The following is a 13,916-nucleotide window of genomic DNA, read 5'->3' as shown; positions in this document are numbered from 1 at the left end:
CCCTCAGTCGAGGCCGTGGGCTGCGCGGATGACGTCGACGAACCCGTCCATGATCTGCGTCAGGCCGAAGTCCTTCGGCGTGAAGACCGCCGCGACACCGAGCTCCTTGAGCCGCTTGCCGTCCGAGTCGGGGATGATCCCGCCCACGATGACCGGGATCTCCTCCAGGCCGGCCTCGCGCAGGCCGTCGAGCACGTCGGGCACCAGCTCCATGTGCGAGCCGGAGAGGATCGAGAGCCCCACCAGGTGGACGTCCTCGGCAACGGCGGCTGCGACGATCTGCTCGGGGGTCAACCGGATGCCCTGGTAGATGACCTCGAAGCCGGCATCGCGGGCTCGTACGGCGACCTGCTCCGCACCGTTGCTGTGGCCGTCGAGGCCGGGCTTGCCGACCAGCACGCGCAGGCGGCCGCCGAGCTCCTCGCCCGTGGCCGTGACCCGCTCACGGACCGCCGTGAGGTCGTCGCGCGCCTCGACCACGCCCACCGCGCCCGAGACGCCGGTCGGCGCCCGGAACTCACCGAACACCTCGCGCAGCGTGCCCGCCCACTCCCCGTCGTCGCGCCCGCCCGGGCGGCGGCCAGGGTGGCGTGCATCAGGTTCTTGTCGGTCTTGGCGTCGGCCGCCAACGTCGCCAGGGCCTCGGCGACCTCGGCCTCGTCGCGTTGTTCCTTCCACGCGGTCACCGAGTCGCGGGCCGTCTGCTCGGCCTTGGGGTCGGCGGCCATGATCGCCTCGTCGAGGTTGGCCGTGAGCGGCGAAGGCTCGGTGGTGTCGAACTTGTTGACGCCGACGATGATCTCGTCGCCGGCCTCGATGCGGGCCCGACGCTCGGCGTGGGCGGACACGAGTGCCTGCTTCATGTAGCCCGTCTCCACGGCCGCGATGGCACCGCCCATGTCCTGGACGCGCTCGATCTCTGCCTTGGCGCTCTCGACGAGCTCAGCGACCTTGGCCTCGATGACGTGCGAGCCGTCGAAGATGTCCTCGTACTCCAGCAGGTCGGACTCGAAGGCCAGGACCTGCTGCAGGCGCAGGGACCACTGCTGGTCCCACGGACGCGGGAGGCCGAGCGCCTCGTTCCATGCCGGCAGCTGTACGGCGCGGGCGCGCGCGTTCTTCGACAGCGTCACACCCAGCATCTCGAGCACGATCCGCTGGACGTTGTTCTCCGGCTGGGCCTCGGTCAGGCCGAGCGAGTTGACCTGGACTCCATAGCGGAACCGGCGCATCTTCTCGTCCTGGACGCCGTAGCGCTCGCGCGTGATCTCGTCCCACAGCTGGACGAAGGCCCGCATCTTGCAGGTCTCCTCGACGAACCGCACACCGGCGTTGACGAAGAACGAGATGCGGCCGACGACCTTCTCGAAGTCGTCCTCAGACACCTGGCCGGAGGCCTTGACCTGGTCGAGGACGGCGATCGCCGTACACAACGCATAGGCCAGCTCCTGCGTCGGCGTCGCGCCTGCTTCCTGCAGGTGATAGCTGCAGATGTTGATCGGGTTCCACTTGGGAATCTCGTGGACGGTGTAGGCGATCATGTCGCTGATCAGGCGCAGTGAGTGCTCGGGCGGGAAGACGTAGGTCCCGCGGGAGAGGTATTCCTTGATGATGTCGTTCTGGGTGGTGCCCGCGAGCTGGTGGGCGACCTCGCTCGGGCTCAGCTGGGGGTTCTGCTCCTCGGCCGCCACCTGATACATCGCCAGCAGCCACATGGCGGTGGCGTTGATGGTCATCGAGGTGTTCATCTCGGTCAACGGGATGTCCTCGAAGAGGCGCCGCATCTCACCCAGGTGCGGGATGGGGACGCCGACCTTCCCGACCTCACCTCGAGACAGCGGGCTGTCCGGGTCGTATCCGGTCTGGGTCGGCAGGTCGAAGGCGACGCTCAGACCGGTCTGCCCCTTGGCGAGGTTGGTGCGATACAACGCGTTGGACGCAGCCGCCGTCGAGTGGCCGGCGTAGGTCCGCATCACCCAGGGACGATCCTTCTTCTCACTCATGGGATGAAGGGTAGAGCCGAATCGCCCGCGCAGTGGGCGCTGGACGTGTGAAGAACCCCACCTGTCAGGCGGTTGCGGCGGCCCGCTCGACCTCGACCGAGTGCGCGAACCGCGCGAGGTGGATCATCCGGCGGACCGCCGGCCGGCAGTTTCGCAAGGTCAGGTGGTGGCCGGACTGGGCTGCCCGGAGGGTGGCGACGGCCAGGACGCGCAGGGCCGTGAGGTCGATGGTGTCGACGTCGGCCATGTCGAGGACCACGTCGCGCTCGTGACCCTCGAACTGCTCATAGATCGCGTTGCGCACGAGGAAGGTGCTGCGCACGTCGAAGTCGCCGTGGAGCACGAGCGTTGGCCCGTCGGTCGTGATGTCCATCGTGTGCCCCCAAATTGCACCCTGTAGCCGTCACCGACTATGACGCAGTGGTATAGGAAAGCGTTGCATTGCCACTACACCTTTTGTGGGGTGTCTCGCGCTGCCGAGCCGACCCGGGGGGTGTTCTAGGGTCAGCTCATGGTCAACCTCACCCGGATCTACACCCGCACCGGCGACGCCGGAACCACTCGTCTCGGCGACATGAGCGAGACGACGAAGAACGACCTGCGGCTGCACGCCTACGCCGACGTCGACGAGGCCAACGCCCAGCTGGGCGTGGCGCAGGCGCTCGGAAGCCTCGAGAGCGACGTCGTCGCGGTGCTCACGCACGTGCAGAACGACCTCTTCGACGTCGGGGCCGACCTCTGCACGCCCGTGGTCGCGGAACCGGAGTTCCCGGCCCTGAGGATCGAGCAGGACTACATCGACCGCCTCGAGAAGTGGTGCGACCACTACAACGAAGAGCTGCCCAATCTTCGCTCGTTCATCTTGAATGGTGGGACGGAGGGGGCCGCGCTCCTCCACGTCGCCCGAACCGTGATCCGTCGCGCCGAACGATCCGCATGGGCGGCGTATGCCGAGCACAGCGACTCGATGAACGTCCTGTCCATCACCTACCTCAACCGCCTCTCCGACCTCGTCTTCATCCTCGCCCGCCACGCGAACCGGGAGCAGGGCGACGTCCTGTGGGTGCCCGGAGGAGAGCGCGGCAGCGACGAAGGAGCGAACGCGTGAACCGACCATCCAGCCGGAGGAGAGCGCGGCAGCGACGAAGGAGCGAACGCGCGAACCGACCATCAAGCCGGAGGAGAGCGCGGCAGCAAGGGATGAGATGACCAGCTGGACGACCCACCCGGTCACGACGGAGCGGTTCGACGACTTCGCCGACGTGATCAACCCCAACCGACGCAGCACCCACTGCTGGTGCCTGTCCCACCGGTTGCGGGCCAAGGAGATCGACGAGCTCGGCGACGGAAGTCGCGAGGGTGCAGCACGTGCCCTCGCTGGCGGCCGGCAGTCCTTCGGGGTCGTCACCTACCGTGACGAGGTCCCCGTCGGCTGGTGCCACATCGCACCGCGGGCCGAGATCTCGCGGTTGTCAGCGTCGCGGCTGATCCGACCGGTCGACGAGGTGGCGGTGTGGAGCATCATCTGCGTGGTGGTGCGTGGTGGCCATCGACGAACCGGCGTGACCGAGCACCTGATCGAGGGGGCGGTCGCGCACGCTGCAGCCCACGGAGCGCCGGCGGTCGAGGCGTATCCGGTTGATCCGGCTGGCCGGATGGACGTCACCATGGCCTTCGTCGGCACCAGGTCGATGTTCGCCAGGTGTGGCTTCCAAGTCATCGGCGAGACGGACGCCGTCGCCAGCAGGATGCCGAGGCTGGTCATGCGCAGGACGCTCGGCTGAGGACGCGCAGCGTCAGGTGCGGTGCTTGTCCCAGTCGGCTCCGGGCGGTCCCGCCTCGAGCCAGGACTGGAACCCGGTGAGCGACGCCTCGCTCATCGCCAGGTCGGTCGGTCCCTCGGGCGTGGTGCAGGACACGATCACGTGACCGGCGTAGAGGGATATCTGTTCAGTCTCGCCGGGAGGCCGCCGTCCGGAATAGGACATGGTGCGCCTCGACCACACCTGGCGCGGCTTCGGCGACAGGGAGAAGATCCGGAACCACTCCAGCTCCTCACCGCTGTATCGGCCCAGGCCGATCAGCCATCCGCGTCCCGGCCGATCGGTGCGCATCCGGTAGCTGAGCTCGAAGGTGCCACCGTGGCGCGACAGCACCCGGCGCCGGACGATCAGCGCAACGCCATACAGGAGCGGGAGCAGCAGCAGGACGCCGAGAGACTCGAGGAGCCATTGCCAAAGAGGCATCCACTCTCCTGCTGGTCGCGGGTAGTGACGGGGACGAAGACAGATGAGCGCACGAACGACGACTCGTTCGTGCGCTCACCCTAACGGCAGGGTCAGGAGGTGGTCAGGACGCCCGCTCGACAGCCCGGATGCGGGCCTCGGCCCGACGCACCGCCTCGTGTGCCTCGTCGTCGTTCTCGCCGGCCTCCTTGGCTCGCTCGAGGTCGCGACGCGCCTTCTCCAGGTCGATCTCGTGGGACATCTCGGCCCGCTCGGAGAGGATCGAGACGCGGTTGTTGGCCACCGACATGAAGCCCGCGTCCACCGCCGCGACCCAGGTCTCGCCCTCGGCGGTCTGGACGTCGACGACACCCTCGATGATCACCGACAGCAGCGGCGCGTGACCGGCCAGGATGCCCACGTCACCTTCGGTGGTGCGGGCGATCACCATCTTCGCCTCGCCGGACCAGACGAGCCGGTCCGCCGCGACGAGCTCCACGTGGAGCGTCGAGTCAGACATCACAGGTTCTTCTGGATCTCAGCCCACTTGGCCTCGACGTCGTCGAGACCACCGCACATGAAGAACGCCTGCTCGGCCACGTGGTCGTACTCACCGTCGGCGATCTTGTTGAACGCCTCGATGGTGTCGGCCACCGGGACGGTCGAACCCTCGATGCCGGTGAACTGCTTGGCGACGTAGGTGTTCTGCGACAGGAAGCGCTGGATACGACGGGCGCGGGACACGATGATCTTGTCCTCTTCGGAGAGCTCGTCGACACCGAGGATCGCGATGATGTCCTGGAGCTCCTTGTTGCGCTGCAGGATCTGCTTGATCCGCACGGCGCAGCGGTAGTGCTCCTCGCCGATGTACTGCGGGTCGAGGATGCGCGAGGTCGAGGTCAGCGGGTCGACGGCCGGGTAGATGCCGAGCGACGCGATCTCACGCGACAGCTCGGTCGTGGCGTCGAGGTGGGCGAACGTCGTGGCCGGCGCGGGGTCGGTGTAGTCGTCGGCCGGGACGTAGATCGCCTGCATCGAGGTGATCGAGTGACCACGCGTCGAGGTGATGCGCTCCTGGAGCTGACCCATCTCGTCGGCCAGGTTGGGCTGGTAGCCCACCGCGGACGGCATGCGACCGAGCAGGGTGGAGACCTCGGAGCCCGCCTGGGTGAAGCGGAAGATGTTGTCGATGAACAGGAGCACGTCCTGCTGCTGGACGTCGCGGAAGTATTCCGCCATCGTCAGCGCAGCGAGGGCGACGCGCAGACGCGTGCCCGGCGGCTCGTCCATCTGGCCGAAGACCAGGGCGGTCTGGCCGATGACGCCGGCCTCCTCCATCTCGACGATGAGGTCGTTGCCCTCACGGGTGCGCTCGCCGACACCGGCGAACACCGACACACCACCGTGGTCCTTGGCGACGCGCGCGATCATCTCCTGGATGAGCACGGTCTTGCCGACGCCGGCACCACCGAACAGGCCGATCTTGCCGCCCTGGACGTAGGGGGTGAGCAGGTCGATGACCTTGATGCCGGTCTCGAACATCTGCGTCTTCGACTCGAGCTGGTCGAACGCGGGCGCCTTGCGGTGGATGCCCCAGCGCTCGGTCACCTCGAGGGTCTCGCCCTCGGCGAGGTTGAGGCAGTCACCCGTGGTGTTGAACACCTTGCCCAGGGTGATGTCGCCGACGGGGACCGTGATCGGGCCGCCGGTGTCGCGCACCTGGGCACCGCGGACGAGTCCGTCGGTGGGCTTCATCGAGATGGCGCGGACCATGCCGTCGCCGATGTGCTGGGCGACCTCGAGGGTGATCTCGTTGGTCTCGCCCATCAGGGTCAGCTCGACCTTGAGGGCGTTGTAGATCGCGGGCATGCCGTCGGACGGGAACTCGATGTCCACGACCGGGCCGATGATCCGCGCGATGCGGCCCACCGAGCCGCCTTCGCTCTTGGTCTTCGTCTCTTCAACAGTGGCAGTCATGTTCACTCACTCCCGGCTTGTGCGTCGGCAAGGGCATTGACGCCACCGACGATCTCGCTGATTTCCTGGGTAATGCCAGCCTGGCGTGCCTGGTTGGCGATGCGCTTGTACTTCTTGATGAGCTCGTCGGCGTTGTCCGTCGCGGACTTCATCGCCTTCTGTCGTGCGGCCAGCTCGGAGGCGGCCGCCTGCAGGAGGGCGAAGAAGATCCGGCTCTGGACGTAGCGCGGAAGCAGCGAGTCCAGCACCTCGGAGGGTGACGGCTCGAACTCGTAGAGCGGCAGGAGGTCGGCCTCTGCAGGCTTCTCCTCGCCCTCCACGACCTCCAACGGCAGCAGGCGAACGGCGGTCGGCTCCTGGCTGAGCATCGACTTGAACCGCGTGTAGATCACGTGGACCTCGTCGACGCCTGGCGCCGTGCCTTCCTCGGGCTCCTCGTCGGTCTCGTTGAGGAACGCCGAGATCAGCGTCGCCCCGATGTCGGAGGCGACGTCGTAGGTGGGCTGGTCGGAGAACCCGGTCCAGCTCTGCACGACGGGGCGCTGACGGAACTTGAAGTAGGCCTCGGCCTTGCGCCCGGAGGCGTAGAGGTCGACCTGCTTCCCCTCGCCCTTCAGCTTCTCGACGAGGCGCTCGGCCTCCTTGAGAACGTTGGAGGAGTAGGCGCCCGCGAGCCCGCGGTCGGAGGTGATCACCAGGATCGCCGCCTTCTTCGGGTCCTCGGGCTCCACCGTCAACGCGTGGTCGACGTTGGAGAAGGTCGCGACCGCCGAGACCGCGCGGGTGAGCTCGCGGGCATACGGCGCGGCCGCCTGGGCCCGCTGCTGCGCCTTGATGATCCGGGACGCGGCAATGAGCTCCATGGCACGCGTGATCTTCTTCATCGACTCCGTCGACTTGATCCGCGCGCGGTACTCACGTACCGAGAGAGCCATGCTTCAGCCCCGCTTCTGCTTGACGATCTGCTCCTGCTCGACGTCCTCGTCCTCGAGAGCGACGTGCTCTTCCCTGCCGGCCTTGATGCTCTGGCCGTCAGAGGTCTCGAACTGGTCGAGGAAGGAGTTGTAGGCGCTCTCCATCTCCGTGGCGGTCGAGTCCTCGAACTTCTGCGTCTCGCGGATGCCGGCGAGGATGCCTTCGTGGCTGCGGCGCAGGTAGTCGAGGAACTCGTGCTCGAAGCGAAGCACGTCGTCGGTCGGGACCTTGTCGAGGCGGCCGGTGGTGCCGAGCCACAGCGAGGCGGTCATCTCCTCGAGCGGGTACGGCGAGTACTGCGGCTGCTTCAGCAGGGCCATCAGGCGCTGACCGCGGTCGAGCTGCTGGCGCGACGCGGCGTCGAGGTCGGAGGCGAACATCGCGAACGCCTCCATGGCGCGGAACTGGGCCAGGTCGACCTTGAGCGAACCGGTCACGGCCTTCATCGCCTTGGTCATCGCCGAACCACCCACGCGCGAGACCGAGACACCCACGTCGATGGCGGGGCGCTGGTTGGCCGCGAACAGGTCGGACTGCAAGAAGATCTGACCGTCGGTGATCGAGATGACGTTGGTCGGGATGAACGCCGAGACGTCGTTGGCCTTGGTCTCGATGATCGGCAGGCCCGTCATCGAGCCCTTGCCCATCTCGTCGGAGAGCTTGGCGCACCGCTCGAGCAGCCGGCTGTGGAGGTAGAAGACGTCACCCGGGTAGGCCTCACGCCCCGGCGGGCGGCGCAGCAGCAGCGACACGGCGCGGTAGGCCTCGGCCTGCTTGGTCAGGTCGTCGAAGACGATCAGGACGTGCTTGCCGCCGTACATCCAGTGCTGGCCGATGGCCGAACCGGTGTAGGGGGCGAGGTACTTGAAGCCGGCGGAGTCGGAGGCGGGAGACGCGACGATGGTCGTGTATTCCAGCGCACCCGCCTCTTCCAGGGCGCCCCGCACGGCGGCGATGGTCGAGCCCTTCTGGCCGATCGCGACATAGATGCAGCGCACCTGCTTGTCCGGGTCTCCGGACTCCCAGTTGGCCTTCTGGTTGATGATCGTGTCGATGGCGATCGTGGTCTTGCCGGTCGAGCGGTCGCCGATGATCAGCTGGCGCTGTCCACGACCGATCGGCGTCAACGCGTCGATCGCCTTGATGCCGGTCGCGAGGGGCTCGTGCACCGACTTGCGCACCATGACGCCGGGCGCCTGGAGCTCGAGGGCGCGACGCTCGTCCGACTGGATCTCGCCGAGGCCGTCGATCGGGGTGCCGAGCGGGTCGACCACGCGGCCGAGGTAGTTGTCCCCCACAGGAACCGAGAGGATCTCCCCCGTACGGCGGACGGTCTGGCCCTCTTCGATCTTGTCGAAGTCACCGAGGACCACGACACCGACCTCGCGGGTGTCGAGGTTGAGGGCGATGCCCAGGGTGCCGTCCTCGAACTCGAGCAGCTCGTTGGCCATCACGGAGGGCAGGCCGCTGACGCGGGCGATGCCGTCAGCCGCCTCGGCGACCGTGCCGACCTCTTCCTTGCTGGCCGACTCGGGCTTGTAGTCGGACACGAAGCGCTGGAGCGCGTCGCGGATCTCGTCTGGACGAATCGAAAGCTCCGTCATTTTCCTTGTCCTCTGCTTCTGTGCTGCTCGAAAGTTCTCGGGTTGGTTGGGACGACTCAGCCGGCCAGCTTGCGGCGCGCCTCGTCGAGACGGTTGGCCACGGTGCCGTCGATGACGTCGTCGCCGATCTCCACGCGGATCCCGCCGATGACGTCGGGGTCGATCACCACGTTGAGGTGCAGCTGGCGGTCGTACTGACGCGACAGGGCGTCGGTCAGTCGCTGCCGATCGGCCTCGGCGAGCGGGTGCGCGACCCGGACCGTGGCGACCCGCTGGCCGTGCACGGTGGCGGCGACCTGCTGATAGGTCGTCAGCGCAGTCGACACGGTGCGATAGGTGCCGGCCAGGGACTGCTGGGCGAGCCGGACGGTGGCGGGAAGTGCCTTGTCCTCCAGCAACGACGCCACGAGGGCGGCCTTGTCGTCGCGCGACCGGGCCGGGTCCGACAGCGCGTCACGCAACGACGGGTTGTCGCTGACGACGGAGGCGAACGCGAACAGCTCGTCGGACAGGCGCGATGAGTCGCTGCCTGCGGACTTCACGATCGACACCTCGCTGAGGTGCTCGAGCGAGTCGGGCAGGTCGCGAGACACGGTCCAGCGTCGGGCGACCGCCTCGGTGAGGATGTCCAGCGAGGCCGCGTCGACCTTGTCCGCGAAGATCTCGCGAATCAGGCCCTGCTTGGCACTCGCGTCGACCGACACGTCGGTGGCGACCCGGCGCAGACCGGGCTCGGCCCGGAGCAGACCGGCCACGGTGAACAGGTCGTCACCGACCCGGGCCGCGTCCGTGCCGCCCTGGAGCTTGCTCTCCAAGACCTCGGAGAGGGCTGCCAGGGCGTCAGCGGAAGCACCACGCAACTGCATCAGTTGACCCCGCTCGTCTGGCCGTCGGCCTCGAGGTCAGCCAGGAAGCGCTCGACGACGCGGCTCTGACGAGCCTCGTCGTCCAGGCTCTCCCCGACGATCCGACCGGCGAGACCGGTCGCCAGGGCGCCGACCTCGGCACGCAGGGAAGTGACCGCCTGCTGGCGCTCCGCCTCGATCTGGGTCTTGCCGTGCTCGACGATGCGCGAGGACTCGGCCTGGGCCTGCTCGCGCATCTCGGCGACGATCTGGGCGCCCTGCTCACGCGCTTCCTCACGGATGCGCGCAGCCTCGTGCCGGGCGTCGGCCAGCTGCTTCTCGAGCTCGGCGAGCTTGGCGTCTGCCTCCGCCTGCTTGCTCTCGGCCGCGCTGAGGCCTCCCTCGATCGCCTGGGTGCGCTCGGCGAACGTCTTCTCGAAGTTCGGCACGACGAACTTCTTGATCGCGAAGAACAAGATGGCGAAGACGATCAGCGCCAGCACGATCTCCGACACGATCGGGACCAGAGGATTGTGTGCTTCCTCGGCCGCCCGGATAGCGGTTGTCACAGGTGAACTCCCTACTGCGGGGACGGTCGTCAGATGGGCAGGACGAACGCGAGCGCGACGGTGATGATGAAGAGCGCCTCAGCAAGAACGAAGCCAAGGATGGCGATCGACTGCAGGCGGCTCTGAGCCTCGGGCTGACGGGCAACGCCACTGATGAACGCGGCGAAGATCAGACCGATACCGACACCGGGACCGATGGCGGAGAGGCCGAGGCCGATCATGTTGATAGAGCCTTCCACGGCTTTTCCTTTCGTCGGCGACGCGATTCTCGCGCCGCTGTTTGGCGAAACTAGGGGTTGGGTCAGTGCTCGTCTGCGAGCGCTTCGCCGATGTACATCGAGCTGAGCAGGGTGAAGACGTAGGCCTGGAGGAACATCACCAGCATCTCCAGGAAGCTGACACCGATGCCGAGGACGAAGGAGAGGACTCCCACACCGGCATAGAGGAGGTTTCCGCTCTGGAGGAGCGCTGCACCACCGGTGGCGAACAGGATGAGCAGCAGGTGGCCGGCGAACATGTTGCCGAACAGACGCAAGGTGAGCGTGACCGGGCGGACCAGGATGTTGGAGAAGAACTCCAGCGGGACCAGGAGCAGCAGGATCGGCCCGTTGACCCCCGCGGGCATCGTCGCGTGCTTGAGGTATCCGAGCGGGCCGTGCTTCCAGATGCCGGTGCCGACGTAGATGAGCCACGAGATGATCGCCAGCGGGATCACGAAGCCGATGCGCGACATCGTCGGGAACTGGAGCAGCGGGAAGATGCCGTAGTAGTTGTTGACGAGGATGAACATGAACAGCGAGAAGAGGTAGGGCACGAACTTCATGAAGTGCTCGCTGCCGATGTTGTCGCGCGCCAGCGTGTTGCGGACGAAGCCGTAGACGGCCTCACCGGTGTACTGGAGCCGACCCGGCACCATCGCGCGCTTGCGGGAGGCCGCGATCGTGTAGGCCAGGATCAGCGCCGCCGAGAGGACCAGGAGCAGCATCGGCTTGGTGACCCCGAAGCCAGCCACCTCGAACACGGGGGGAAGCTCGAAGCTGCCCGGTCCGGGAGCGTGGAACTCGCCGCCCTCGGCCCTGATCGCACCTTCGGTGACCTCACTCAGGTTCACGTGGAAGCTCACTCTCTCTCCTGCCTTGGCTCTTCTTGTCGGGCTTGTCGCATCGCTTGTCCTGACGCGCAGCAAGCCCGCCGAACCGACCAAAAGTCATGTAGATCGCCAGTGCGACCCCGGTGAGGATTCCGATCACGACCAGGAACTTCGTTCCCAGCCACTGGTCGAGACCCCAGCCGAGGAGCCCGTAGATCGTTGCACCCGAGACGAGGTAAGAGAACGCCAACCAGGGGTCGCCGTAGGGGGGTCCGTCTGAATGCTCCGAGGGGGGCTGCTGCTGAGCCATCGCGTCCCGGACAATAGCAGGCTGGATCGGTCATCGCGCACCCGCCTCGGGGAGGTCGTAGAGCGGGATGCGGGCACGCATGGCGCCGACGATCTGGGCGATCATCCAGACCAGCGCGGCGAGCGCGACTCCCCCGCCGAGCCAGCGGCGGTCGAGGCTGCCGTCGAGCATTCCGCTGCGGGCCAGCCCGAGGACCACGGCGGCCATGACGACCAGCTGGAGGGCGTAGGTCACGAGGGCGACCAGCACGGTGGCGCTGGGCATGATCGAGGCGACCGTGTTGACGACGAACACCCCGAAGCTGACGACGGACACGACCAGCCCCACGCCGATGGCAGCGCTCAGCGCCGCGGTCGCCCCGGCCAGCACGGCTGCGACTCCGACGAGCACCAGCCCCACGGCGACTGTGGCGGCGGCCGACCAGAGGAGCACTGCGACACCCTGGCGGGTGGCCTGCTTCGACTCGGTCGTCATGATGGCGGCCGTCCTGTGGAGGGGCTGTCAGTGGGTGGATCGGCGTCCGGGAACGCTCGTGAAAACTATCACAAGGTCCTCGTGTCGCTCTAACCCGGAGGATCCGCGGGCGGCGCGAGCGCCGGGGCGGGCACCCCGGGCCGGTGGAGCTTGGGGACGACGAACGTCATCACCACGGCGAACACGAAGAGCACCCCCAGGCCGACCCAGGTGGTGTCACCGCCGTACAGGCTGACCAGCACCGATCCCCCGGCGACCAGCGCGGCCCACATCCACATGATGTAGACGGCCCGGCGCTGTGAGTGACCGATCTCCAGGAGTCGGTGGTGGAGGTGCTGCTTGTCGGGGGCGAACGGAGAGCGGCCCGCTCGTGTTCGGCGTACGACCGCGAGCACCAGGTCGGCCACCGGCACCATCAGCAGCGAGACCGGCAGCAGGACCGGGAGCACGGCGACCAGGATGCTGCCGCCACCGTCGATCTCGTGCCCGGCGAACTGGCCGCTGAGCGTCAGCGCACTCGCCGAGAGCACCAGGCCGATCAGCATGGAGCCGGAGTCGCCCATGAAGAGCCGGGCAGGGTGGAAGTTGTGGGGCAGGAAGCCGGCGCAGGCTCCTGCGAGGCCCGCACTGAGCAGAGCCCCGGTGGTCGCCAGCGTGAGGTTGTTCTGACTGGCCTGGAAGTAACAGAAGAGGAAGTAGGCGACCGCCCCGATGCCGACGACTCCCGCCGCCAGCCCGTCCAGCCCGTCGACGAAGTTGACGGCGTTGATCGTCGCGATGACCACCAGGACGCTGAGCAGGGCACCTTGGGCGTTGTCGAGGATGAACTGCTCGCCGTCGCCGATCGGGAAGTAGTAGAACCGCAGCCCGAAGACGACGAGCAGCGCGGCGGCCAGCACCTGCCCGCCCAGCTTGGTCAGGGCATCGATGTCGAAGATGTCGTCGAGCACCCCGACCGCACACACCAGCGCCCCGGCGAGCAGGACCACGCCGGCATCGCGGAAGACGAATCCCTCGCTGCGAGAGAGGAACGGCAGCTCGCGCGCCACGACATAGGCGGCCGTCAGCCCGCCGAGCATCGCGATTCCTCCGAGGTAGGGGATCGGCTCGGTGTGGACGTCGCGGTCCCGGACCTGGGCGACAGCGCCAGTGCGCAGGGCGATCTCGCGGGCGATGACGGTCAGCAGGTAGCTGACGACGGCGGCAACGAGGAAGACCAGCAGGTATTCGCGCACCGGGTCCTCTCAGCCCTCGTCGGTGAGGCTTGCCCCGAGCGGCTCCAGCACAGCGTTGAGCTGGGTCAGCGAGAGGGCTCCGGTCCGCAGGATGCGGCCCTGGCTGCCGGTGCAGTCGACGATGGTCGAGGCCTCGCCACCGGCGCAGGGACCGGCGTCGACGATGACCTCGACGCTGGCCGCCAGCATCCCCTCGGCAGCGTCGGCGTCGCGGGCAGCAGGGCGACCGGACAGGTTGGCGGAGCTGACGGCCAGCGGGCCGGTCCGCTCGAGGATCGCGAGCGCGACCTCGTCGTCGGGCATGCGCACCGCCACGGTGCCGCGCGTCTCACCCAGGTCCCACTGCAGCGAGTTCTGCTGGCGGCACACGATCGTCAGTGGCCCGGGCCAGAACTCCTCGACCAGGGCGCGCGCATATCCGGGTATGCCGACGGCCAGCGCATCGAGGGTCGTCGCGCTGCTGACCAGGACCGGCGGAGGCATCTCACGACCACGCCCTTGGCCGCCAGCAGGGCCGAGACGGCCTCCGGGGAGAAGGCGTCGGCGGCGATCCCGTAGACGGTGTCGGTGGGCAGCACGACCAGCTGACCACTGCGGATCGCCATCGTC

The 13,916-nt window shown here is 67.6% G+C and carries 17 protein-coding genes and 1 pseudogene; 2 read left to right on the top strand and 16 right to left on the bottom strand.

Translation table 11 applies throughout. From position 1 onward, the window contains the following. Positions 1–3: 3 nt before the first annotated feature. The 3 genes from G7071_RS19275 to G7071_RS11155 form a co-directional block, all read right to left on the bottom strand. A complete protein-coding gene (locus G7071_RS19275) occupies positions 4–399 on the bottom strand; it encodes a cobalamin B12-binding domain-containing protein (protein WP_246209957.1) in 396 nt (131 codons plus the stop codon). Next, on the bottom strand, positions 291–2,003 hold the full coding sequence (locus G7071_RS11160; protein WP_246209956.1) for a methylmalonyl-CoA mutase family protein: 1,713 nt from the start codon (positions 2,001–2,003) through the stop codon (positions 291–293). Before G7071_RS11160 ends, G7071_RS19275 begins: the two co-directional genes overlap by 109 nt. Before the next feature lie 64 nt (positions 2,004–2,067). After that, positions 2,068–2,376, bottom strand: coding sequence for an STAS domain-containing protein (locus G7071_RS11155; RefSeq protein ID WP_166318616.1), 309 nt, complete (start codon positions 2,374–2,376; stop codon positions 2,068–2,070). Positions 2,377–2,514: 138 nt separating this feature from the next. On the opposite strand from G7071_RS11155, the gene G7071_RS11150 reads away from it, so the two are divergent. Together G7071_RS11150 and G7071_RS11145 are read left to right on the top strand one after the other, a co-directional pair. Further along, positions 2,515–3,111: a cob(I)yrinic acid a,c-diamide adenosyltransferase gene (locus G7071_RS11150; RefSeq protein ID WP_166318613.1), complete on the top strand. Its 597-nt coding sequence runs from the start codon at positions 2,515–2,517 to the stop codon at positions 3,109–3,111. Positions 3,112–3,208: 97 nt separating this feature from the next. Continuing rightward, positions 3,209–3,787, top strand: coding sequence for a GNAT family N-acetyltransferase (locus G7071_RS11145; RefSeq protein WP_166318610.1), 579 nt, complete (start codon positions 3,209–3,211; stop codon positions 3,785–3,787). 12 nt (positions 3,788–3,799) lie between these two features. Here G7071_RS11145 and G7071_RS11140 read toward each other — a convergent pair whose 3' ends face one another. From G7071_RS11140 to G7071_RS11080, 13 genes and pseudogenes are all read right to left on the bottom strand, one after another. Beyond that, positions 3,800–4,249: a DUF2550 domain-containing protein gene (locus G7071_RS11140; protein ID WP_166318607.1), complete on the bottom strand. Its 450-nt coding sequence runs from the start codon at positions 4,247–4,249 to the stop codon at positions 3,800–3,802. Positions 4,250–4,352: 103 nt separating this feature from the next. After that, positions 4,353–4,748, bottom strand: coding sequence for a F0F1 ATP synthase subunit epsilon (locus tag G7071_RS11135; protein WP_166318604.1), 396 nt, complete (start codon positions 4,746–4,748; stop codon positions 4,353–4,355). After that, positions 4,748–6,205 carry a F0F1 ATP synthase subunit beta gene (gene atpD / locus G7071_RS11130; RefSeq protein ID WP_166318600.1) on the bottom strand — a complete coding sequence of 486 codons (1,458 nt, stop codon included), beginning with the start codon at positions 6,203–6,205 and terminating at the stop codon, positions 4,748–4,750. Before atpD ends, G7071_RS11135 begins: the two co-directional genes overlap by 1 nt. Before the next feature lie 2 nt (positions 6,206–6,207). Then, positions 6,208–7,140 (bottom strand): F0F1 ATP synthase subunit gamma, encoded by a 933-nt coding sequence (locus G7071_RS11125; protein WP_166318597.1) that lies wholly within the window; start codon positions 7,138–7,140, stop codon positions 6,208–6,210. 3 nt (positions 7,141–7,143) lie between these two features. Continuing rightward, the gene (atpA, locus tag G7071_RS11120) at positions 7,144–8,784 is read right to left on the bottom strand and encodes a F0F1 ATP synthase subunit alpha (protein ID WP_166318594.1); all 1,641 of its coding nucleotides are present in this window, start codon (positions 8,782–8,784) and stop codon (positions 7,144–7,146) included. Between the two features lie 56 nt (positions 8,785–8,840). After that, positions 8,841–9,650 carry a F0F1 ATP synthase subunit delta gene (locus G7071_RS11115; protein ID WP_166318591.1) on the bottom strand — a complete coding sequence of 270 codons (810 nt, stop codon included), beginning with the start codon at positions 9,648–9,650 and terminating at the stop codon, positions 8,841–8,843. Next, the gene (locus G7071_RS11110; protein WP_246210638.1) at positions 9,650–10,186 is read right to left on the bottom strand and encodes a F0F1 ATP synthase subunit B; all 537 of its coding nucleotides are present in this window, start codon (positions 10,184–10,186) and stop codon (positions 9,650–9,652) included. The genes G7071_RS11115 and G7071_RS11110 overlap by 1 nt, the downstream gene beginning before the upstream one ends. Positions 10,187–10,227: 41 nt before the next feature. Further along, on the bottom strand, positions 10,228–10,419 hold the full coding sequence (gene atpE / locus G7071_RS11105; protein WP_166318585.1) for an ATP synthase F0 subunit C: 192 nt from the start codon (positions 10,417–10,419) through the stop codon (positions 10,228–10,230). An 80-nt stretch (positions 10,420–10,499) separates the two neighbouring features. Continuing rightward, positions 10,500–11,321, bottom strand: a complete 822-nt coding sequence (gene atpB / locus G7071_RS11100) for a F0F1 ATP synthase subunit A (protein WP_246209955.1) — start codon at positions 11,319–11,321, stop codon at positions 10,500–10,502. Beyond that, complete coding sequence (locus G7071_RS11095; RefSeq protein ID WP_166313525.1) at positions 11,296–11,598, bottom strand: AtpZ/AtpI family protein; 303 nt, start codon at positions 11,596–11,598, stop codon at positions 11,296–11,298. Before G7071_RS11095 ends, atpB begins: the two co-directional genes overlap by 26 nt. Positions 11,599–11,628: 30 nt before the next feature. After that, complete coding sequence (locus G7071_RS11090; RefSeq protein WP_166318582.1) at positions 11,629–12,072, bottom strand: hypothetical protein; 444 nt, start codon at positions 12,070–12,072, stop codon at positions 11,629–11,631. Between the two features lie 89 nt (positions 12,073–12,161). Next, positions 12,162–13,307 carry an MraY family glycosyltransferase gene (locus G7071_RS11085; RefSeq protein ID WP_166318579.1) on the bottom strand — a complete coding sequence of 382 codons (1,146 nt, stop codon included), beginning with the start codon at positions 13,305–13,307 and terminating at the stop codon, positions 12,162–12,164. 9 nt (positions 13,308–13,316) lie between these two features. Then, positions 13,317–13,912, bottom strand: a pseudogene (locus G7071_RS11080) (L-threonylcarbamoyladenylate synthase). Positions 13,913–13,916: the final 4 nt, after the last annotated feature.

Source organism: Nocardioides piscis, assembly GCF_011300215.1.
GTDB lineage: Bacteria > Actinomycetota > Actinomycetes > Propionibacteriales > Nocardioidaceae > Nocardioides > Nocardioides piscis.
Note: the sequence above shows the minus strand (reverse complement) of the source record. Positions and strands in the feature narration are given on the sequence as shown.